This is a genomic window from Erythrobacter sp. AP23 (genome assembly GCF_001542855.1).
Classification (GTDB): domain Bacteria; phylum Pseudomonadota; class Alphaproteobacteria; order Sphingomonadales; family Sphingomonadaceae; genus Qipengyuania.
Genome location: NZ_LNBY01000020.1, coordinates 23,398 through 45,621 on the forward strand (window position 1 = coordinate 23,398; position 22,224 = coordinate 45,621).

General features: G+C 56.6%; 19 protein-coding genes. 14 read left to right on the forward strand and 5 right to left on the reverse strand.

Annotated features, from left to right (window positions below):
• The first annotated feature begins 8 nt into the window (after positions 1 to 8).
• Together ASS64_RS15435 and ASS64_RS15440 are read left to right on the forward strand one after the other, a co-directional pair.
• On the forward strand, positions 9 to 449 hold the full coding sequence (locus ASS64_RS15435) for a hypothetical protein (protein ID WP_067696431.1): 441 nt from the start codon (positions 9 to 11) through the stop codon (positions 447 to 449).
• Between the two features lie 220 nt (positions 450 to 669).
• Positions 670 to 1,605: a DUF2493 domain-containing protein gene (locus tag ASS64_RS15440; RefSeq protein ID WP_067696434.1), complete on the forward strand. Its 936-nt coding sequence runs from the start codon at positions 670 to 672 to the stop codon at positions 1,603 to 1,605.
• 1,025 nt (positions 1,606 to 2,630) lie between these two features.
• Here ASS64_RS15440 and ASS64_RS15450 read toward each other — a convergent pair.
• Together ASS64_RS15450 and ASS64_RS15455 are read right to left on the reverse strand one after the other, a co-directional pair.
• The gene (locus tag ASS64_RS15450; protein WP_067696440.1) at positions 2,631 to 4,034 is read right to left on the reverse strand and encodes a serine hydrolase; all 1,404 of its coding nucleotides are present in this window, start codon (positions 4,032 to 4,034) and stop codon (positions 2,631 to 2,633) included.
• Between the two features lie 83 nt (positions 4,035 to 4,117).
• Positions 4,118 to 4,738, reverse strand: coding sequence for a helix-turn-helix domain-containing protein (locus ASS64_RS15455; protein WP_083508417.1), 621 nt, complete (start codon positions 4,736 to 4,738; stop codon positions 4,118 to 4,120).
• A 197-nt stretch (positions 4,739 to 4,935) separates the two neighbouring features.
• Here ASS64_RS15455 and ASS64_RS15460 point away from each other — a divergent pair, with 197 nt between their 5' ends.
• The 6 genes from ASS64_RS15460 to ASS64_RS16760 all read left to right on the forward strand — a co-directional run bounded on the left by ASS64_RS15460 (position 4,936) and on the right by ASS64_RS16760 (position 13,278).
• A complete protein-coding gene (locus ASS64_RS15460; RefSeq protein ID WP_198147738.1) occupies positions 4,936 to 7,833 on the forward strand; it encodes a TonB-dependent siderophore receptor in 2,898 nt (965 codons plus the stop codon).
• 76 nt (positions 7,834 to 7,909) lie between these two features.
• Positions 7,910 to 9,556, forward strand: coding sequence for an amidohydrolase family protein (locus tag ASS64_RS15465; protein ID WP_083508418.1), 1,647 nt, complete (start codon positions 7,910 to 7,912; stop codon positions 9,554 to 9,556).
• 77 nt (positions 9,557 to 9,633) lie between these two features.
• Positions 9,634 to 10,707: a DUF1611 domain-containing protein gene (locus tag ASS64_RS15470; RefSeq protein WP_083508419.1), complete on the forward strand. Its 1,074-nt coding sequence runs from the start codon at positions 9,634 to 9,636 to the stop codon at positions 10,705 to 10,707.
• 157 nt (positions 10,708 to 10,864) lie between these two features.
• Positions 10,865 to 11,866, forward strand: coding sequence for a hypothetical protein (locus ASS64_RS15475; protein ID WP_067696451.1), 1,002 nt, complete (start codon positions 10,865 to 10,867; stop codon positions 11,864 to 11,866).
• Positions 11,863 to 12,849: a dipeptide epimerase gene (locus ASS64_RS15480; protein ID WP_067696454.1), complete on the forward strand. Its 987-nt coding sequence runs from the start codon at positions 11,863 to 11,865 to the stop codon at positions 12,847 to 12,849. Before ASS64_RS15475 ends, ASS64_RS15480 begins: the two co-directional genes overlap by 4 nt.
• A gap of 195 nt (positions 12,850 to 13,044) precedes the next feature.
• Entirely contained in the window at positions 13,045 to 13,278 is a 234-nt protein-coding gene (locus ASS64_RS16760) for a M14-type cytosolic carboxypeptidase (protein ID WP_157075225.1), read from the forward strand.
• Between the two features lie 120 nt (positions 13,279 to 13,398).
• On the opposite strand, the gene ASS64_RS16765 is transcribed toward ASS64_RS16760, so the two are convergent.
• Positions 13,399 to 13,548, reverse strand: a complete 150-nt coding sequence (locus ASS64_RS16765) for a hypothetical protein (RefSeq protein ID WP_157075226.1) — start codon at positions 13,546 to 13,548, stop codon at positions 13,399 to 13,401.
• A 620-nt stretch (positions 13,549 to 14,168) separates the two neighbouring features.
• Here ASS64_RS16765 and ASS64_RS15485 point away from each other — a divergent pair.
• Together ASS64_RS15485 and ASS64_RS15490 are read left to right on the forward strand one after the other, a co-directional pair.
• Entirely contained in the window at positions 14,169 to 14,432 is a 264-nt protein-coding gene (locus ASS64_RS15485; RefSeq protein ID WP_067696456.1) for a hypothetical protein, read from the forward strand.
• Between the two features lie 275 nt (positions 14,433 to 14,707).
• On the forward strand, positions 14,708 to 15,106 hold the full coding sequence (locus tag ASS64_RS15490) for a single-stranded DNA-binding protein (protein ID WP_067696459.1): 399 nt from the start codon (positions 14,708 to 14,710) through the stop codon (positions 15,104 to 15,106).
• A gap of 66 nt (positions 15,107 to 15,172) precedes the next feature.
• Here the strand turns inward: ASS64_RS15490 and ASS64_RS15495 are convergent, their stop codons facing one another.
• Complete coding sequence (locus ASS64_RS15495; protein WP_067696462.1) at positions 15,173 to 15,439, reverse strand: DUF6437 family protein; 267 nt, start codon at positions 15,437 to 15,439, stop codon at positions 15,173 to 15,175.
• A gap of 342 nt (positions 15,440 to 15,781) precedes the next feature.
• Here ASS64_RS15495 and ASS64_RS15500 point away from each other — a divergent pair, with 342 nt between their 5' ends.
• The 4 genes from ASS64_RS15500 (at position 15,782) to ASS64_RS15515 (ending at position 20,101) form a co-directional block, all read left to right on the forward strand.
• Entirely contained in the window at positions 15,782 to 16,003 is a 222-nt protein-coding gene (locus tag ASS64_RS15500) for a hypothetical protein (protein WP_067696465.1), read from the forward strand.
• Positions 16,004 to 16,709: 706 nt separating this feature from the next.
• Entirely contained in the window at positions 16,710 to 17,702 is a 993-nt protein-coding gene (locus ASS64_RS15505) for a site-specific integrase (protein ID WP_067696469.1), read from the forward strand.
• Positions 17,699 to 18,859, forward strand: a complete 1,161-nt coding sequence (locus ASS64_RS15510) for a site-specific integrase (RefSeq protein WP_067696472.1) — start codon at positions 17,699 to 17,701, stop codon at positions 18,857 to 18,859. The genes ASS64_RS15505 and ASS64_RS15510 overlap by 4 nt, the downstream gene beginning before the upstream one ends.
• Positions 18,860 to 19,015: 156 nt before the next feature.
• Entirely contained in the window at positions 19,016 to 20,101 is a 1,086-nt protein-coding gene (locus ASS64_RS15515; protein WP_067696475.1) for an ATP-binding protein, read from the forward strand.
• 415 nt (positions 20,102 to 20,516) lie between these two features.
• On the opposite strand, the gene ASS64_RS15525 is transcribed toward ASS64_RS15515, so the two are convergent.
• The gene (locus ASS64_RS15525; protein ID WP_067696482.1) at positions 20,517 to 22,157 is read right to left on the reverse strand and encodes an alpha/beta hydrolase; all 1,641 of its coding nucleotides are present in this window, start codon (positions 22,155 to 22,157) and stop codon (positions 20,517 to 20,519) included.
• Positions 22,158 to 22,224 lie beyond the last annotated feature (67 nt).

Below are 22,224 nucleotides of genomic sequence, written 5' to 3' on the forward strand. Positions count from 1 at the left end.
GACTGTAGATGGGACGTTCCGTCAGCTATCCGACCGGCTCCGTGGTGGCCTTTCGCCTGCTTGATGAAGGCGAAGACGACGATGTCGACTGGGCTTATGAGTGCCTCGTGGACGAAATCGTCGATACAGCGAAAGCTGCCTTTCCTTCGTTCGAGCGCTTCGATGGATGGCGCGGCCGCGAGGACCGCATCCTCCTGCGCAATGCCTTCGCCGATTGCGGCATATCGACCTATTGCGGGCTCGCGGCGATCTGGCTCGCCGAACGCGATGATTCCCATTACTGGGAGGCGGACTTCTCCGTCCCACGAACTGCAAGGGCACGGCATTGGCTCGCCCAGGTGTCGGGAAGGTTCATCGATCTGTTCGGTGAGTTGCGCCTGGTCGGGCGGTTCTCGAATGGTGAAGCGATCTTCGAGCGCTCGCGATCCACCTGCGATACCGGGCCCTGATCCTGCCTCGTCCCTGTCCGCCGGGAGAGGCCCTTGGGCCGGTCGGGGCGCGCCGCAACCTGCGGCCCGTCGGCCCGTGTTGCCCGCGCCAGCCTTAGGGCCGCAGGTTTCCCGCTGCGCGGTGCGTCACGCCCCTTGTCCCGGCCCTGATCGGGCTCCGGCGGACAGGACCGAGGCAATGGTGCCTCCTCTCCGTGTCCCCGCGATCAGGAGACACCCCATGTACGACAGCTTCATCGACCAGTTGAGCGGCCTTGACCTTTCAGGCCTCAGCATCAGGTCAGCCCCATTCAAAGAGACCGACTTTCCCTGCGAAGACGCGATCGACCAGACGCTTGGCGCCATATGGTCCGACCTTTTCGCGATGTTTTCCGACACCGCCTTGGAAGCAGATGCCGAGGATATTGCTTGGGGTATGGTCAACCTTTTCCACCGCGCCGCCAGCCGCAAGTCGGCTCAACTTGACCGGGCCAGCGACGAGATCCGGGTTCTCATTGCATCCGCCGATGGCTCCGAAGTGCATTCGAGCAATCTTGAAGAGCAGGTCGAGCGCGCGCAGGCTGCCGAAGCCAGCATGATGGCCTTCGAGCAGATGCGCGAGGCTGCGGCAGCACTCTACCGCGACGAGACCGGTTCCTCGTGGAAGCCCGTTTCGGGCTCGCGGACCAGCCATTCGCGCCACCTTACCTCGGCCGTGATCGATGCCCGCGATTTCCTTCGCATTCGCGCCGAGAACCGGCGTCATGCCCTGATTCCCGAAGGCACTCCGGTCCTTTTTGCCGGTGGTCGCCAGAGCTTCGAGAGCGCCGAGGACGCGCGCACCTATGCCGATAATATCTGGGCGACGCTGGACAAGGTTCGCAATGTGGTTCCCGATCTCTTCTTGGTCCATGGGGGCGACGGCAAGGGTGCCGATCGTCTAGCAGCGAGCTGGGCTGAGCGCCGCGAGGTTCAGCAACTCACCTATTCGCTCGATCGTCGGCTTGGTGCCCGCGCCGGCTTCAAGCGCAACGAGCAGATGCTCTCGCTTAATCCGCGTTATGTTGTCGCCTTTCCGGGAAATGGTGTGACCGAACGGCTGGTGATCGATGCCAAGGCGCGCCGGATCACCGTGGTCGATCGTCGCGGCCTCTTGGGCACCTCTCCAGGGTCCTGAGGGGGCCTTCACAATCTGCAACTACATTACCCGGATGTGCGTTCGGCGCCGACCCGGCTATGGGCCGCTCATGCAAGTTGGCGATCTGCTGCAGCGCTACTTTCCCATCACCGATCTCTCCAGAGTGCTTCAGACACCTTCGCAGTCGGCAGCGAGCATCGCCAGGTCGACCTCGGCATTGTGCAAGATCGGGCCGAGCGTTTTGTATCGTCGTTGTTGCTGCACATGTTACGGTTTGCCGCCGATCTGCCGCTGCGATGAGCGGCATAAATGCGCGGACCAATAAAGGCGGCAGAAATTGGCATGGGGCAATGTTTCGGGCTGACCTGCGATCTTGCAAGAGGCCTCGTGCAACTCTGCATATCGACATACCGTTTGGTGCGATCAACGCTATCAACGCGGGTTGCCTCGCACTGTCGGGCGATAGTTGCAGCTCTTATCGCTGGAAACGGTAATTTCGGAAATGCGGGAAACGGGTGTAGGCAAAACGCATCAATATGGAGAGGTCATGCTGCCCGGCGGAGCAGCGCTAAATGATCATTTGACCGTGAGCGAAATCTGCGCCGGGTTCGTACTGAGGCTGCAACTCTCGCCTGACTGGTTGGAGCGACCGTTGGCCCAAGCCTCCGAGATCTGGCAGAGGCCTAGGGTTCACTAACTGTTCCGGTGCCCATGCAAGCTTGCTCTCGACAATCATGCAGAAAAAGCCGTACGGAGCATCGCACTTCGCATGATTGCCGACACTAACGCTTCTGCGCAGAACGCGAGTGCGTCGCTGACCATCCGACGCAACGCCAATGCTTGTTTGATTATGACTCCAGCGACCTGTGCGAAATCAACTCAAGGGCAAGCTGGAAGCAGACGTTGGCGATGAACTTGTGAGAACCGCGAGGGAAGGTCGCGAACAGTTCCTGCAACTGAAGAAGCCCTCGCCATCCCTTTACACGTGCCGATCTCATCCTCTTCAGGAGCTATGGCGGCGACATACCCTTGGTTTTGCTAGCAAGACTGAATGGCCGGTCAAGTCAGCACCGAGAAGTCGAAATTGGTTGATCGGCTCCATTGAGATATAGTTCGAAGCCGTCAGCGCTTCCGGATGTCGCCGCTTTCAGTTCAATGTAGGTCAGGGATTGCGGCCGGAAGAAGCGCATACCGCCTGCGGGCTCAAAGAGAAGTTCGTTATTCCCTTGGGTCAGGTTCAGACCACCGGTCTCATCTGGAGTCAAAGTGTATTGGCGGTTCGGTGCCGAACAGTAGCGCCCAGCGAAGCGGTCAAGAGTGCCCCTTCCGACAGGAGACCGTTGAAAATCAGGGAAAGGGTCCCCGATGGCAAGGCCCGCCAGTTTAAAGGCGATAGTCATGGGCGTCGGATCGCCACCAATGCTGTTCTTCAGAACCGCCACGTAGACCTCCTCTTCAGGTAGCCATACCATATGAGCGGAAAATCCGTTGATGCTGCCGCTGTGGTGGATAGCCTTTTTCCCACGCAGCGTCTCGATTCTGAAACCATATCCGAAGGGAACAGATTCGCCGTTCTTCAACACAAAGGGAGTGGTCATCTCCCGATAGGATTGCTCGGAGATTAGTTCACCATTCGTCAAAGCGGCGTTCCACTTGGCCAGATCGTCTACTGTTGAAAGAAGGGCGCCCGCTGCATAGGCTTGCGTCATATCGATCGGCCGTGCGTTGATGTAATCCCCGCTCGGCAAAGCTTCGTAGCCGGCCACTCTTCCTTTTGTCAGGCTACGATCACCAAGACGGGTATGATCAAGAGACAGCGGCCGGAGTATGTTCTCTTCCATGAACTCAGCGTAGGACTGACCAGATACCTGTTCGATAATCGCTCCCAGAAGAACATAACCAGAATTGGAATAGTTCAGTCCCGTCTCGGGCGCAAAGTCCATCGGCCGCGATTTGAAACTCTCAATCATTTGTTCGACTGATGTTTCCTGAGAGGCGGTTGATTCAAAAAAACCAGGGGCATTCGTATAGTTAAATATGCCAGAAGTGTGTGACATCAGATCCTTTATACGGATGGTGTGTCCATGCGTTGGGTATTCGGGAAGGAATCTGAGAATATCGTCTTCGACAGAAAGTTCACCACGTTCCTGCAGGAGCATTATCGCGGCGGCGGTAAATTGCTTGGTTAACGATGCAATGCGGAAGACGTGCTCTGGTTCAAGTCGCACGCCCAGCTCGATATCGGCGCTGCCGACCGCCTGCCGAAAAATGACCTTCCCTTCCCGCAAAACGATGGCTGCGGCGCCAGGATCCGATTGAGCAAAGCTGTCAACAAGTACCTCTTGAAACTGCTCGGGCGGTTGGAGCGCATCCTCGGATTGCGCGTGCACAGGCGTCGCAACGCTCCACAGTGCAAACGTTAAGCCAGACCCTACGGCGAGGCGAAAGTAACGTGACATCTTCCTCATTTTGACGCTCCCCCAAGCAAGGCTGCCTGAAGAAACTCAGGCCCTGTGCAGAAAAAAATCTCTGAACAGAGAAGCTCCTCCCGTCAAGTGCCAGTGTCGACATTATTGTCTTCAGGCGATCCCGCCGAATGCCTATGCGGCGAGCAGATGGACAAAATCCGGCACGGCAGGTCGCCTTTTGCCACGTAGGCGTGGGCAGTCATGCTATCGAAAAACATTGAATCGCCCTCATGCAGCGTGACTGGCGCATAGTGATCCGAGTGGAATTCCAGCGTGCCCTCAACAACAAAGATGAACTCTTCCCCGCTATGCTGCAGCATGGGACCATATTCCTCGATTGTTTTAGCATTAACATGAGCAAAAATGGGGATGAAACCCTTCTTGAGTAGGTCGGTACTGAGGTAATGCAATTCGTTTGCGCTATCGCTGATGACCTTGCCTTCGCCACGCCGATTGATACTCCGTCTCCCTGATGGGGTAACAGCACCTCCATTTGCCTTCTGATCGAATAATTCGGCAAGATCGATTTCGAGTGCGTCACTCAGACGGATCAAGTGATCGTAGGTCGGCGAGATCTGGCCATTCTCGATCTTCGACAAGGTAGAGGTGGGAATTCCCGCACGCCTTCCTACAACCGCCAGGGTCTCTCGTCGCTCGTTTCGTATTCGCTTCAACAGGCTGCCTGGGCTGTTATCTCTGCTCACCTTCTTACCGTCTCCGCATTTTCACTGTGCTCTGACAATCGTCTGATTGCCGACCTATCAGCCCATCAATGGACGATGATGCGCTCGATGACAATCCGTACCTATCAGCACCTTTCCCCACCTGATTTGGAAAAACATTTCCATTCCGGAAATTTTCCCGTTACAGAGAAATGCGAACTAGGTTTGTGGAGGGAAAAATGCGAATCACGAAGACGACGGTAAGTCTAAAAGCCATCATGTTTGCCTGCGTCGCCCCACTTGCGATTGGGGGATTTGCGCCGGCAGTTTCGGCGCAGTCCGCGCCGCCTGCAGAGACGGAGGACGGCGAAGGAGACGATGACAATGTCATCACCGTAACTGGATCTCGATTGGACGCCACAGGGTTTACCGCGCCCACGCCGGTAACAACCTTTGACGCGGAGGATCTGACGCAGGCAGGGACCCCAACGGTTGCGGAGTTCCTTAGCACGATCCCGGCATTCGTTAACAATGAGTCTCCGCAGAATACGGGAATCAACTCGAGCGGAAACGCAAACGCCAGTGTTAATCTGCGCAATCTTGGGGCTGGACGCACACTTGTTCTGGTCAATGGCCGGCGTCACGTCCCGACTGGTACAAGCGGCACCGTCAACACGAGTCTCATTCCTTCATCCATGATCGGCCAGATCGAAGTCGTCACCGGCGGCGCGTCAGCTGCATGGGGGTCCGACGCAGTGAGCGGGGTCGTCAACATCCTCTACCGCACCGATGTCGATGGCCTTGAGCTGGACGGTCAGGTGGGGATCTCTCAGCGTGGCGATAACGAAGAGTATCGTCTCTCCGCCACGTACGGTGCACCGATCGGAGACCGTGGTCGTTTTATGATCGCCGCAGAATACTACAAGACCGAGGGCATTACCGCTCAGCGGGACCGTGACTGGGGGCGGGACGAACTGCAGATCATCCCAAACACCGCTAACACTGGTGAGAATGACGGCATTCCGCGCAACCTCCTTGCCTCTAACGTCCGCACAGCCAATTCCTCATTGAACGGGGTAATTCTCAATCCGAACACGTTGGCCCCTTTCCAGACTGGTCCATTGGCGAACCTGCAATTCGCGCCTGGCGTCGGAACGCAACCCTTCAACAGAGGTACAAACACGTCCTTCCTCTGGACAATCGGTGGTGATGGGACGAACTTCTCTCAAGATACCGACCTAATAATCCCCAACTCGCGCAAAGCGTTGTTCGCTGTTTTCGAGCACGAAATCACGGACGACATCGAGTTCTACTTCGAGGGGTCATACACCCAGGCAGAAGCGGAATCAGGCGTGGTGCAGAACTTCAACTTCGCGCCAGGTGGTGTGGTCGGTGTCGTGCCAATCAGGATAGATAACGCTTTCCTGCCTGCGTCTGTAAGAGCGGCAATGGTCACTCAGGGAATCACACAATTTTCTCTGGGCCGGGTCAACAACGACATGGGATTCATCAACTCCACGACGCGCAATGTTACGACACGGTTTGTTGGTGGTCTCCGAGGTGACCTTGATCAAAACTGGAATTGGGATTTTTATTACCAGTATGGTGAAAACTCATTCCAGAACGAACTTGAAAACAATCGCATAACGGCCAACTTCTTCGAGGCTGCGGATGCGATCGTCGACCCGGGCAGCGGGAACATCGTTTGCCGTTCAGGCAATCCAGCCTGCGTTCCCTTGAACCTTTTCGGTTTCGGTTCTCCAAGTGCCGAAGCGATCGACTACGTACATGCCACTACTCGTCAACTTAGTGACCGGTCTCAAGAGGTGGCTGCTCTGACAATTAGAGGCGATTTGCTTCAGTTGCCGGCAGGTGCGGTGAAGACCGCTTTCGGCGGCGAGTACCGAAGTGAGTCGACCGACTTTCGCAATGATGAGCTTGGCAAGCGCAATGAGGTATTTCTCCTAACTGGAGGAGATCTAGCGGGTAGTTACAAGGTCAAGGAGGCATTCGCAGAAGTGCTGGTGCCAATTCTCGCGGACAAGCCATTCTTCGACTTGCTCGAACTCAATGGTGCCGTGCGATACACCGACTACACCACAATCGGCGACCTGGTGACGTGGAAGGTTGGTGGGTCATGGCGCCCATTCGAGGATCTTCGTCTCAGGGCGACATATTCATCGGATATCAGAGCGCCTAACCTGGCTGAACTTTTCACCGCGCAAGCCCTTGTGTTCAACAATGTCGGCGTCGATCCCTGCTCCGCTCTTGGACGAGCCGGAAGCCCGGCAATCGATGCGAATTGTACTGCCGAAGGCGTCCCGCCAACTGTACCTAATGGCGGCACGATTACGACACCGATCGGGGGCAATCCTGACCTTCAGGAAGAGAGCGCTAAGACTTTGACTGCTGGTTTTGTCTACTCTCCATCTTGGGCTCCGCGCGTCAACTTGTCATTTGATTACTTCGACATCAAGCTTGCTGACGCAATCGGCACTCTGCCGCTCGCACGCATTCTTGAGGGCTGTTATGAAGATGGAAACCAGGCGCTGTGTGATGCCATCACGCGCGGCCCCGATTCTTCGATCCAATCTGTCAATCTTACGGCGCTCAATATCGCATCGCGTCGTATCAGCGGGGTCGATGGAGAATTGTCCGTCAGAGTGCCCGGAGATGCAGTATTTGGCGGAGCAGCCGGCGACTTCAATTTTAGGGTTATCGGCAGTTACCTGTTCCGCGACGAAACCTCGACCGATGGTATCGTCGTGATTGAAGGTGCGGGCGGTGCTGATCAACCAAAGCTCCGCATGAATTTGGATCTGGGCTACACCGCTGATAACTGGGGCATCACATCGCGAGTTAACTTCATCGGCTCGAGTAAATTTGACGTCAACTTCGACGTTGAGGATCTCGACCTGAACGACGTCAATAGCGAGACTTACGTTAATCTATCGGCGTTTTACGATGTCGCCATGGGCGATCGTGAATTACGGCTCTACGGGGGCATCAACAACCTCTTCGATAATGATCCTGCCAGGACGGTCGATCGCGACTTCCAGAATGCCTATGCGACCGTGCCTGGACTGCACGACGTAATCGGTCGGCGCTTCTTCGTAGGAGCACGTGTCTCGTTCTAGACGGTGCGGAGGGGACCGCATCTATGTTGCGGGCCCCTCCAAACTTAACAGAACAGACGTGGCAAGAGGCGTAACTATGAAAATCAATTCGAGACTGGCAACAATTGCCTCCATTATGCTCAGCCCAATTCTGGCAGCTTGTGCGACTGTTCCTCAAGGAGAGTCCTTCGATCTGCTTCTTCGTGGTGGAGAAGTCGTCGATGGAACCGGTCGACCTTCACGGGTGACCGATGTTGGCGTCCGGGGTAACAAGATTGTTTTTGTGGGCGATGCGAAAGGGCGAAACGCGGTCAATGAACTCGACGTTTCCGGCCTAGTTGTCGCACCAGGTTTCGTCGATCCGCACACTCACGCTCTCGAAGAAATTGTTCGAGAAAATCGTACGCCGGGCCCTCTTATCAACGAAGGTTATCTTCGGCAGGGCGTGACTACCCTCGTGAGTGGACCCGACGGGTACTTCTCACCGAAATTCATGAGAACTCTTGATACGGCGGTGAACCAGTACGGTTCGGCACTCAACTATGCGTTCTATGTCGGCCACAACGGGATTCGCAGGGAAGTCATGGGGGGTGCGCAGCGGCGTCCGACGCCGACAGAGCTTGACCAGATGCGCGACATGGTTCGCGATGGGATGGAAATGGGCGCAGTCGGCTTCTCAACCGGCCTCATGTACGAACCAGGTATGTTCAGCGGCATCGATGAGGTGGTCGAGCTGACAAAAGAGGTTGCGCCGTTCAACGGTGTTTACGATTCCCATACACGCAATCCAGTCTTCGAGATGATGGCTTCGGAGTCCGAGGCAATTGAAGTGGGGCGTCGTGCCGGTGTGCCCGCAAAGCTGGCGCATCTCAAAGCCGTTGGTCTTATTAACAGGGGCAAGATTGGCGATGTGATTCAATTGGTAGAAGCCAGCAATCGCCTGGGTCAGCAGGTTGTCTCTGACCAGTATCCCTATGACGGAGCGGCAACCGCGAATCTGACTGACCTGATCATTCTGCCCGAGACGGGCGTGGGTGCGGCCTCGCGCGAAGCGGTTTTGCAAGCCTTGTCCGATGGTGGGATTGCAAGCAATTCCTTCGCCGCGGTTCGCGAGGCGAGCGAGAAGGGCATCGGTGGAGGCTTCAGTTGGATCAAGGCCGTGGGATATGGCAGCATGCGCATTGTCGATGCACCCGATGATCCATCGCTTGTGGGCAAGAATCTATTTCTACTCAGCCAGGAGCGTGGCCAATCGCCTTTCGAGTTGGTTGTTTCGCTAATCCGCGAAAATGAAAATCCGGTGCTCCTTACCCTCGGTGCCATAGAAGAACAGGACGTACGGGAACTTTTGGTGCAACCTTGGAACATGATTAGTAGCGATGGCGCATATGCCGACGCCATTTATCAGGAGTTCAAGCATCCGCGATCAACAGGCAGTTTTCCGCGCGTTCTTGGCTATTATGTGCGAGAAGAAAAGGTGCTCACCCTTGAAGAGGCCGTGCGTAAGATGACCTCATTTCCGGCATCTTTCCTCGGACTGTCCGATCGAGGAGTTCTGTCGCCTGGCTTTGCGGCCGACATTACGGTCTTCGACAAGAATCGCATCATAGACAAATCTACTTGGACGGACCCAGGCGCGTATTCCGAAGGCGTCGTGCACGTTATCGTCAATGGCAAATTCGTACTGCGCAATGAGCAAGTCACCGGACAAACCCCGGGCGAATGGGTCAAACCTAATCGCTAAATAAACGGGATAACCGATTTGCAGCCTAAACATGCTAAACCGCAATTTTGAACTTTAAATTCTCCCAAGGACTTACCATGTCGCAGAACCAACTACAAACGGCAGAGCCAAACCTCTCGAAAATTGACTCGCAAGACTTAGTGGGTCTGAGCGCCAAAAGCATCCGCGAGCCTTATCTGTTATTCCTAGGCGATGGTGGCGACATCAAAACGGCGACCGGAGTTCATTACTGGCGCCCAGACATTTGTATTGGCCAAATGCGCCTCTCTGGCCAGGCTGCGGATCTCGGTCTCGAGGAGCTTGGTATCGCTGCAGCGGCCAACGCAGGGGTAGGCACCCTTATTGTTGGAGTGGCAACTATCGGTGGCCATGTTCCTGAAACGTGGATCGATGTCCTTGCTGAGGCACTTGAAGCTGGCCTCGACCTCGCAAGCGGGCTGCATCTCAAGTTGCAGGATATTCCACGATTGCGCGAAATCGCGAGGGCAAATGGACGCCGCATCCATGACGTACGGCATCCAACACAAGATTTTGCAATCCCTTCATTCGAGTTCCGGCCTGGAAAGCGTCTCCTCACTGTTGGAACTGATTGCGCAGTCGGAAAGATGTTCACTTCGCTCGCAATCGAGAGGGAGATGAAGGCGCAAGGTCTCAAGACTACGTTCAGAGCAACAGGTCAAACTGGTATCCTCATAGAAGGAAGCGGCATATCCATTGACGCAGTGGTTTCCGATTTCATTTCATCGGCAACCGCGTGGCTTGCTCCAGCAAATGACCCCGATCATTGGGACATTATCGAAGGGCAAGGTTCGCTGTTTCATCCGGCCTTTGCCGGAGTGACGCTTGGGCTTGTTCACGGCAGCCAGCCGGATCTCATGGTTTTGTGCGGTAATCCCTCGCTGACGCATTTGCGCTATTTCGAGAATTTCAAACAGCCATCGCTCGAGCAGTGCATCGAACGCTACGAAGAAGCAGCGCGATTGACCAATCCTAATGCGAAGATAGCCGGCATAAGCTTGAACACATCGCAGATGGGGGAAGTTGAAGCGCATCGAATTATTGAAGAGACGCGCAACAGATTAGGTATGCCGTGCTTCGATCCAGTCCGGACCGGCGTATCGGAGTTCGTCTCCAAGGTATTTTTCAATTAACCAATAATTTCGAATCAGAAGGAGCGGTCAAATTCTCAGTTTCTGGCGCCACTATCTCTTACCTGGTTTTGTATTCCAGGGCGTCGTCATTGCTGGCGGGTATGCGACTGGAAGGGAGCTGGTCGAATTTTTCCTTTCGCAAGGCATCATTGGAGGGTTGGCCGCGCTACTCGGCGCCATGTTTGTTTTCAGTATCGTCATGGCGGCCACGTTCGAGCTCGCCCGAGCTGAGCGTGTCTACGACTATTTGGGTATGGTGAAGCTCGTTCTCGGCCCGGCTTGGCCGTTGTTTGAAATTGCCTATTTGCTAATAATCCTGCTGGTGCTGGCCGTTGTCTCGAGCGCGGCGGCAATTATCTTTGCAGATCGTCTCTTGCTTGACCCGACTTCGGCCGCGCTCATCTTCCCGGTTTTAGTTCTTGGCCTACTGCTCTTGAAGAGGAGCGCGCTGGAGAGCGCCTTTTCGTTTTGGTCGGTCCTCATATACTGCGGCTACATTGCCCTGTTTGTCGCGACCTTCTCGCTATTCGGGAATAAGGGCATTCCTGCCGATGGCACATCGATTAGCGCGAACAGCATCTTCAGCGGGATTAAATATGCTGGTTATAATCTGGCGGCCATCCCTGCTGTGTTGTTTGTTCTCGGACATCAGACCCGGCGCCGACAGGCAATCTTATCAGGGTTATTGGCGGGCCCTATCGCTATGATACCGGCTGTGTTGCTGTTCTTCGCAATGGCGCTCCATTACCCTGCAATCCTTAGCGAGCCCATTCCGCTCACCTTAATGCTGGAAAAGATTGGGTCACCCACGTTCGCCCTGATCATGGAAATCATAATCCTAGGAACCTTCTTCCAAACTGCCATCGGATTCCTTAATTCTATCAACGAGCGCGTGGACGGCGCTTTTAAACGGTCGGGTTACAGCGCTCTGGGTCAGTTGGGGCGCGCAGCTGTTGGTGTTGTTGTACTCGGGATCGCAAAACTCATTACGCTCTATGCTGGATTGATCGAGCTAATTGCGAACGGGTATGGAACGCTCACCTATGCGTTTCTTCTGTTGTTTGCGTTGCCGGTCGTCACCATGGGCGTTTGGCGGATATTCCGCCGGGGACAGAGCGCCCAAGTATCGCCGACTGCCACCCAGGAAGACGCAGTATGAGCGCGGTAGTTGAGATCGTTACCCATCCCTTAAAAGCCCCGTTCTCGATCAGCGGGTATGTCTTTGACCATGTAGATACCATTAAGCTTACGCTCGAATTGAATGAAGTGAGGGGGCGCTCTGAAGCGGCGGGTGTGTATTACCTTGACGATACTGCGGAGAGTATGTTTGAACAGCTCAGGCCAATCGTCGCAGAGCTGAATAAGGCACGTCACCTGCCGACCGCGGCAGATATACAAGATTGGTTGCCGTCAGGCGGTCCGCGAAATGCACTGGACTGTGCGCTGTGGGATTACCACGCGAAAGCCTGCAGTAAGCGCGTCTGGGAATTAGCTGGAACCTGTTGGCAGCCTCTTCGCACGGTGTACACGCTTGGCATCGACACACCCGAGGCCATGGCCAATGCGGCGGCTGCGGCAACCGGATTTTCCCGAATCAAGCTCAAACTGGGAATCGAGGACCCCGTCGCTCGTGTGGAGGCCGTGCGTGCAGCGAGGCCAGAAGTATCGTTGATAATCGATGTGAACCAGGGTTGGACCATAGACGCATTGCGGGATTTCACTCCCGAATTAGTGCGTCTCGGCGTCGACATGATTGAGCAGCCTCTGCCGCGAGGAGATGATCACGCGCTCGAGGGCTATGTCTCGCCCATACCCTTGGCGGCAGACGAATCCTGCCTCGACATGTCCGAATTTGCCGCAGCATCCAAGCGCTATGCGATTATCAATATCAAGTTGGACAAATGCGGCGGTCTCACGGAAGCACTTAAACTGGTCAAAGCCGCGCAGGATGCTGATATCGATCTGATGGTCGGCAACATGTCAGGCAGCTCACTTGCAATGGCTCCCGGTTATGTCGTGGGACAATTCTGCAAGTTCGTGGATCTGGATGGCCCATTGCTTCTCGCGCACGATATAGACAAGGCGATCGAGTTTGGCCGTGGTGGATTGATGAGCCTACCGGATCCAGCGCTATGGGGCTAGGTTCGACTACAGTCAGAGGCAGCGAGAATTTACGAACCTCGATAGGTCGTGAAGCTGATACCGATGGCCGTTTGGACAACAACCGCATCTCTGGGTTTCTTGCGCAGTCCTAGGCGGTACAATTGCGATTTGCCGCCGCGCTGAAGCACACATTTCCAGCACCATAGACCAAACAAGGGAGACTGAGGCTCCGAGTTGAGCAACAGCCGGATCGATGCTGGGTTTGACTGTGGCAATATCGAGGTGCTGTCCGACAGTGGCATTATGGCAAAGCTCGGAATCCGGATCGATGCGAGCAGCGAGTTCGTTTGGTGTTTCCACTTTCGTGTCAACAGCGTGCCGGGCCGAGCATTGCAGTTGAAGATCACGGCCCTGAAAAACTACGTCTTTCAGGGTCGTTGGCCCGGTTATTGTGGCAGCGTTACCTAGGACAGCGATTAATGGCGGTGCGAGGCTTACATCAATGATAAGTCTGAAGACGTCGGCACTCTGACCATCCGCTAGCCTCCAGTCAGTGACATTGCGTGCGTGGCGTCTTTCACACCTTAATCAATAGAACGACACCACGATCTGGTTGCCGATGCTGCAGAGACGCATGGCTTCGTCCACGTTCATCTGGGCACGACGATGGACGTCCACCAGCCGCTCGACTGTCCCGATATTGGGGGAGGCAAGGTTAAGGTATCGCTTTATGAGCACTAACACTCCGACGAATAGCAAGACGAGTGGTGGATGGAAGGCGCCTGAGCACTGATCGATCTGTTAGACAGCGAAGCCCGCGAATTGCGCAAGTGATGGCGATCCTACGCCCTGACCAATTGCAGTTCTATTCGTCTTGTCGTCACTGTGGCGCGCGCACCAGGTTCAAGCGCAACGAACTGATGCTTGTCCTCAATCCTCGCTAGGTCATCGCTTTTCCGAGCGACGTGTAAGCGTAGTGCATATCGGATAGCCGCCCTCAATCGTCGGAATCCGCTCGGAACGAGCGTCGCGCAAAAGGTTGGACTTTCTTCGGGTTTCTTATCGGCTCTCTCTGCCGAAAAAAGGGCGGCCCTTCCGAGGCCGCCCTTAAGGAGAGAACTCATTGCATTGCTGCTCCGAGCCCTTCGGGTCGCGAGATCATATTACCATCAATGATGGTTCAGTCGATTGTAGGGTTGCGACAGGCCCGAATAGGTACGGTTTCGAACAGCTTCGTTGCGCGAGCCCCCTATAGCGATGGCCAGCTAGGTCGCCACCTCTGAGGCGAAGATGCTTATCAGAGAGTTGAACCCGAGCTTTGCGTTCTCGCGCCAGGTATTCCGGGCTACAGGGTCGCTATGCAACTTGACGACTTCCTGCAGCGCTACTTTGCCACCACCGACCTCTCCGGGGTTGCCCCCGATACTCTTGCAGCCGGCATTGAGCACTGCCGGGTCGATCTCGGCCTTGAGGAGGACCGGGGCAAGCGCTTTGCACTGTGGTCGTTCCTGCACATGTTCGGGTCCGCCCCCGATCTCGCTGCGGCGTTCAAGAACGAGGAAGACCGGGAAGCTGCGCGCAACTTCATGGATCTCTTGGCGGCATCGGAAGACGATGGGTAAAGCTGATTGCATTGGGAACACGCGAGCCTTCAGACCCGCACCCGATACCCATCCGGCTTTCTTCGCGAACAGTCCTGAACCAGGTCAGCTGAGGACGGCAACCCATTCCTTTCCGGCCGTGTTGTCGCGCTTCGCGCGCCTGCCCGCACCACCCGTCATGAACAGGTTTCCCTTGGAGCTTCGCTCCTGCGGTGCAGTCCTCCCATGCCCTGCTTCTTAGGCAAGTTCGCAAGCCGGAGATGGTCTCCGGTTTGAGGAACTGAAGGAATACACCCATGACCAATATCGCAATCCTCACCGGCCGCATCGCCCGCGAACCCGACACCCGCGAGACCAAGGGCGGCACCAATGTCACCGGGATCACCGTCGTCACCGATCGCCCCGCACGCGACAAGGACGGCAAGTCCTACAAGGACGAGAACGGCTACACCGCCAAGGAAAGCGAGTTCCACCGTGTGACCTGCTTCAACGGCCTCGCCAAGACCGTCGGCCAGTACTGCTCCAAGGGCCAGCTGGTATCGGTCCAGGGCCGCATCCACTACACCCAGTGGGAAGACAAGGACGGGGTCACGCGCTACGGTACCGAGATCCTCGCCGACAAGGTCGACTTTCTCTCCCGCGGCAACGGCTCGGGTGACGAAAACGACAACACCGACGCTCCCGAGATCGACTGAACTCTCCCGTCGATCTCCCTCCCGAGGGGGTCCTGTCCAACCGGACAGGGCCCCTTCTTGCTGTTCCTACTCTCCCGATGGCTGTTCGGTGCGAGAAGACGAGCGAGCCGGTGGAAGCAGCTTCTGCAGAGCCGCCTCTTCGCCGAGCTTTCCAAGCTCTCCAGCAACTCTTTCGAGCGCCTTCTTCGTGAAGGTCTCAAGTCCTGTTCCCAAGATGATGCGGCCCAGTTCAAGGGCGGCTTGCTCCTCAAGTTGCTTCTGGCGCTCGGCGAGTGCCAGCCGGTCGGCCTCGAGTTTTCGGAGTGCTGCGACAGCGCTTCGTTTCGTTGGCACCGGGGTTCCTTTCCTGCACCCCTCGGTGGTTCCTCCCTTCGATCAACATGCACCCGGGCACGGCCTGTAGGAAAGTCCCATCGCGCGGGTCATCCCTTGCGCTCATAACGGAGCGGGGGGGGGGTCTGGCTCACCGAATTCCAAGGGTGATGGGCATGTGGTCGGCGCGTCAAGGACGGCGGGGCCCCACCATTTTGTCTCCCCTGCGCTTTGCTCCGGTCCGACAAAATCGTTGCCCCCACCGCCGCTTCGCGGTCGCCATTGCGGCGATCCCTGACCCGCCGGCCCCATGCCCCTCCGCCTGTTTCCTGTCGTCTCAGCGACAGGTTTCAGGAGGATATCATGACTGCACTCAGCACCTTGGACATGAACGCGCACAGCTATTTCGAAGCGCTTGCAGTTGCCGAAAGGCGCGCCCTGCACAGTTTCTTCGACCAGCACGTGGTGGAAGATGAAGACCTGGGCTACTTCGCCCTCGACGAGGGTGACTACAACGCACTTCCTGCACATCTCGCCAGCCGCGTGGTGCACACGGTCCATGGGGCCATGCTCGACGAATACTGACGACCATACGAGGGCAGGAGCCGGTGACGGTTCCTGCCCTTTTTTGTGTTCGCTTGTGCTGGAGCGGGGCGAAAAGCGGAGCGGGGCTGGGGTCGCGCTCGGTCCCGCCCCGCCTTCGGCGGCGCTCCTGCGGGCGCGGCCATTTTTGTTCTGGGCCCCGCAAGCACGCCCGAACGACAGCGGGTCGGACCGGCGCAGCGCCGCAGGGACCGACATACCCCGGTCCCGGGCCCCGCACGCGCTCCTTTGCCGCTGCCTTTGCGGGGGTGCGGTCCTTGTGCGTATTATTCATTCAGTTGCAGATCAGGCTCGATTACGGCCGCGAACTGGATGCTCGCGCCGCCAAGGGCTCCGTTGGAAAATGCCTTCGAGAGCAGAACGACGAAGATCTCTGGATTCCGCGGCGCAATGGGGAACAAAATTGGCACACCGTACGCAGCGGTAGCTGCATGGGATGGCAAAAAAGCGCGAAGAAACAGAGGTGTTGCTTGTTCGAAGGGCCGAGCAATTAGGTGGTAGCCAAGGCACAGGAGTATCCCGCCGAAGGCAGTCCCATCGCCTTAGATTGACCGGCCATATTGCCCGGCGAAAGTCGCTTCCTATAGGCATCACTTGGGATACCGAGCTACCCGGCTTCGGACTTCGCAAGCGCAAATCGGGACACTTCACCTGGATTGTGAAGCACAGGCCGCGAGGCGTGCAGCGAATGGTGACGCTGGGAAGCGCGGGAGTGGCGGCAGGAGCGCTTGGCGCACCCGCCGCGCGCGCTTCCGCGCGCAGGTTGCTCATTAAGGCGACGCTTGCCGATCTTCCTACCGCTCCGGAGAAGCAAAATGCTCCACTCTTCGCGGAGTACGCTGAGGAGTTCTGGCTCGACTATTCGCCGCATTGGAAGCCTTCGACGCGCGATGCATCTCGGGCCTACATGGACAGGCGGCTTATTCCACGGTTTGGTGAGCTTTCCGTCGATGCGATTGAACGGGCTGACATCAACCGTTGGCGAGACAGCATGGCTGATGCGGGAGGAGCCTTCAATCGCAGCATCCCGATTATGTCGGTGATGATGCAATATGCCGAAAAACTCGGCTATCGTGAGAAGAACACCAACCCCTGTCGCGGCGTTTCTCGCTTCAAGCGGGACTTGCCGGAACGCTATCTGTCAGCCGATGAATATCGACGGCTCGGTAGGGTGCTGGCAGAGCACGACGGTGCCAATGCGTTCGTGGTGCCAGCTCTCCTGATGCTGATCTATACCGGCGCACGGGTTTCAGAGATTGCGACATTGCTCTGGCGCTACGTGCAGATACCCCGCCTCGCATTGCCTGACAGCAAGACCGGGCCGAAAACGATCTACCTCAACCCGCAGGCAGTCAATGTGCTCAACGGGCTGCAACGGCGCGGAGACGATCAACTCGTATTCCCGGCAATGTATCGCGAGGTGCCGATCAATTTGGGCCAGCATTGGGAGAAGATCAGGCGCAAGGCAGCCTTGCCCGATGTGCGCCTGCACGACTTGCGGCACAGCTTCGCCTCAGTGGCCATAGCGAAAGGCATTCCGCTTGCGACCATTGGCAAGCTGCTCGGCCATGCGCTTCCTGAAACGACGGCCCGATACGCGCATCTCGCCGACGAAGTGATTTCGGAAAGCGCCGACCGCATCTGTTCTATCCTCGCAAACTCAATGAGGATGACCGCATGACCAGCTATTACCTCAAGCGTATTCTTGCCGAGGAGCTAGCGCGCATCGTTCCGGGCGATGCTGGAAAGCGTCGCACGAAGTTCGACTACGTCCTTCCTGGTTTTGGCGAGCGTATCCATTCGTCCGGCAGGAAGAGTTACGTCCTGCAGCGCACGATGGGCGGCAAGCAGAGACTCATCACAATCGGCGATGCTGCCATCCTGACCGAGCGGATCGCCAAGGATGTTGCTCGCCGCCTAATCTTGAGGATCGAACTGGGCCAGAATCCTGCGGACAAGAAACAACGCGGGAAGAAGACGCCGACCTATGCTTCCTTTCTTCGGCACTATTGGGAGGTGGCGGCTCCAACCTGGAAGCCATCCACTGTTGAGATACATGATATCTACCGGCGAACGCATTTGGAACATGCGTTCGCCGGAAAGTTCATCGATGAGATCGGCCATGCTGATGCTGTACGCTGGCATGCGACGCTATCGCGCTCGGCAGGACCGGGCGCGGCCAACCGCGCCCTGGAAATCCTGAAAGCCATGTTCGCAAAGGCAGAAGCATGGGGCTATCTCCCCGAGCACTCCAATCCCTTTCGTGGCGTGAAGCGCAACAAAGGGCGAAAAATTGAACGCTTCCTGAGCCAAGCCGAAATGGCCCGTCTCGGAGCCGCGCTTGCGCGCCATCGCGCCGCCAAACCGAACGAGGTCGCGGTAGTTTCGCTTCTCGCTTTGACAGGATGCCGGCGTGGCGAAATCCTCAACCTCACGTGGGGCGAAGTTCAGGGGCGCAAACTAAAGCTGACCGATTCCAAAACCGGGCCGCGCATCGTCTGGCTGGGTCAGAAGGCAAGGGAAGTCCTTGATGGTTTCCCTCGCGCGAAGAAACACGAGCGGGTTTTCCGCTTCGATATGCTGCCCATCTCTGCAATCGAAGGGTTCTGGCGCATGCTCAGGGTCGAAGCGGGCATCGAGGATGTGAGGTTGCACGACCTGCGGCACAATTATGCGAGCCTTGCCGCTCGATCGTCCGAGACGCTTCCGATGATTGGAAACCTGCTGGGACACAGACATGTTCGAACAACCGCTCGATATTCACATCTAGATGATGCAAGTATTCTCACGGCTTCGGTCGTGATTGGCGCGGAGATCGAACGCTGCGCTAGGCGATAATGTTCGCGCGGATGTAGCCGAACATGCGATATTGAACGACCGTTTCTACGTGTGAGATGGGAAAAATCGGACATTCTGCACTCGACCCGAAAGCGGACAAGGCCTTGAAGGGAATTACTTTTCTATCTAGCGTCAATCCGAGAGAGGGGCGCGGAAATGCCATTTTCCCATTTAAAGGGTGTCGATGCGCCCACAATCGCCGATAATGACGATCTTTTGGCGTTTGTCCTAGATAACGGCCCGAACCTCATCTTCATCAAGGATGAGAAGAGTAAGCTAGTTTACGCCAATGCTGCGTTTCTGGGGCTGTACGCTCCCGATATGCGCTCGGGAGTTCTAGGCACCACCACGGTGGAAAGCTTCGAACCCGAAGAAGCGGAACTTTTCCTCAGCGAAGATCGACGCGCACTGCGCGAAGGGTTTTCGGAAATTGTCGAGGAGATCACCGATTGGAAAGCCGAGCGTCGCACATTCCTAACGCGAAAGATGGTCTTCCATACCGCCGATGGCGCCAAACGGCTTGTCTGCATCGCGACGGACATCACTGACCTCGCAGCCCGCGAGCGAAGGGTTGTCAGGCTCAATGCGCAGCTGAAACTGTATTCCCATTCGATTGCCCACGATCTCAAAAATCCGGTCTCCAGCTTCATCAGCGGGCTAAATCTCCTGCAGCGCGACAAGAACTCGCAATTGAGTGAGCGGAGCGAAATGGTCGTCTCGGCGCTTAAAGACAGCGCCAGCGGAATGGCAGGCATGATCAATTCGACCCTGAAAGCCGCAATCAGCGAAAGCGAAGATCTGCAGTTCCAGAAATACGACTTGAACCTTCTGTTGGAAGAAGTGCGGTTCAATCTTTCGGCGGCGATCCAGGAGGCCAATATGAGTCTCCACGTTACGCGGCTACCCGATGCGACAGTCGAACCGAATCTCTTTCGCCAACTGTTCCAGAACCTCATTGAGAATTCGATATGCCATGCGGGCGGCAAACGACCTGTGGTGACGATCCATCATCGTGAAGAGGAAGGAGAACATCTGTTTTTCGTTGGGGACAATGGCCCCGGTATTGCACCGGAAAGGCGAGATCAGATATTCAGCCAATTCTTCAAGGGCGAGGATGGTGGAAAGCTAGGCCTCGGGCTTACGATCAGTCAACGCATCGCAAACCTTCACGACGGCTACATCGAAGTGCACGATAAGGTAGAGGATGGCTGCTGCATGCTGGTTCGCATTCCGGCACGGTAGATCAAATTTAACCGCCGCTTTCCACCCAAAGTCAGACATTGCACGCTTCATGCTGCAAAACTGAAAGCTGCCGATCGCAATCCATCACGATGCGGCAGAAAGTGGGCCGTAAGCGGACTGGCGGGTTTCAGAGAACCAACCGCAAATTGCGGACGGCGAAGAAGCCTTGTCTCGCTTCAACTCAAGTTTCATCCAGGCAGCTTGCCATACTGCGAGACTTGTCGCGTGCCGATCAGGTTTAGCGATACAGACGGAAGCGCTGAAACCTTTAGATGGGCCGAAGCATGATAGCCCGCATCGATCAAGAGCATGCGTATCGCATCGCCCAAAGCTTCGGCAGCCCATGTCAACGCATATGCGGAAGTCCGCAGGGGCGCGTGCCCGACCGGCTTCAAGGCTTCCGGCAAGTAATGCATCAAGTCATAGCTTGATTGTGGGGCGCAAGATGGTCGAGGACCAGTTGCGGTCGCTGAAATAGCAGAAAGCTACCAGTGTCAGCTACTGGGCCTTCCATCTTAAAACCATTTCGCGATGCGAAAGAATTTACGAGCGATTGCGTCGCGAGCCGATCCTGATCGCCGTGCAAGATGGTCACCGGCGCCGAAATGCCGCGTGCCAAGGCTGCCCAATCTGAGGAATGCAATGCGAGCTCTTCCGTCCCGCAGCGATAGCCTTCGGAGAAGAGCGCCAGGATTGACTTCTTGAGGAAGAGCTGATTCCCGGGCTCGCGGATGAAAGCGAGGTCCGCTGGTGCATCTCGGAAGAAGCTTTCGAGGTAACTTGCGTCTTGTTCTCTGTGCACCTTGGCGAGCACCGCGCGGACGTACATTCGCATGGCCGCCGGCATCAACCGCGCGAGTTGGAGTGGGAGGCGATGCCCGATCCCGAGCAGCTTCAGTTCTTCGGAAGTCGCAATGGGGATCACTGGCCCTGCGACAACAACCTGTCGACACCGCGCGCCGTGCCGCTGCGCAAAAGACAGCGCGAAGGTTGTGCCGCCCGATGCGGCGAGAATGTCCGCCTCTTCGATTTCAAGCCGGTCGAGCAATTCGGCAATGCGGTCCGCGAACCCTTCGACCATTTGCTGTCCCGTTTCCTCCTCGAAATTTCGTCCGCAATAGGGGCGCCAGGGCGCTATCAGTCGAATCTCCCTTTCAAGCAATTTCTCCTCGAACCCGCGCGGCAGGAACGGACCGCCGAACAGCGGATGGAAGTAGAGAACCGGCCGCCCGCTTTTGGGACCGAAGAATTGCACCCTGAGCTCGACGCCGTCGATCATCTCGCCTCGGCGAGCAGCTTGATCGGCGCCAGCTGGATCTGCTCCTGTTCGAACAGCATGCAAATCCTGATACCCGCCATACAGAGCAATCAATTCGCCCTGAGAGCCAATCGCGAGCTTCGCCAGCAGGCGCTTCAACTGGTTGCGCACTGTGCCGATGGACGTTCCACGGTCTTCTGCGAGTTGCCGCAAGTTTCCCCGCATGAGAATTTCGCGCAAGATTGCCTGTTCCGCGCCGGTAAGCGCGAAGTCGCGTGCGAACTCGGCGCCACAGCTCTCGTCCCACCGAAGCGCGACCGGCTGCAATTCTATCAAGGGAACCGCCGCGTTCCTTCGCCTCGCCAGAAAAGGCGACGGAGTTTCGCTTTCCTCGCCCGCCAACAGTTGGATGATGGCCTGCTCGCGATCGTTAGTCGCAATTTCCTTCAGTATCTCGCGGTCTTTGGCTTGTCGATCCGGTAGCCAGGCCCAGTCGGGCAAGGGCCGATCCGGCTCCGCTCGCGCCATGAGCGCACTGGCTTCGTGGACATGCAGGCGCTCGTTAAGAAGGAGTGTGCCGTCCCGTGAGGCCTTTCGATTGTCCATTGCTGGATCATCAGAAGTAGCCAACATGCGCTCGGCCTGCTGGAAATGGTATGAGAGATCGGACTCGCCGCCATCCAACCGTCCTTCGTCGGCCAGTCGCGCGAGCAATGGGCGCAGGGTCAGAAGTCGCGATGGATTGGCGGCAACCTGGTAAATTTGCGAAATCAGGTAATCGCGATCCTGAGCGTCCACGCTGTTCCCCCTCCGTTTGCCCCCAGCCCACTAGTCCGGCTGTTTCGGGGTCGCCCTTAGACCGGGC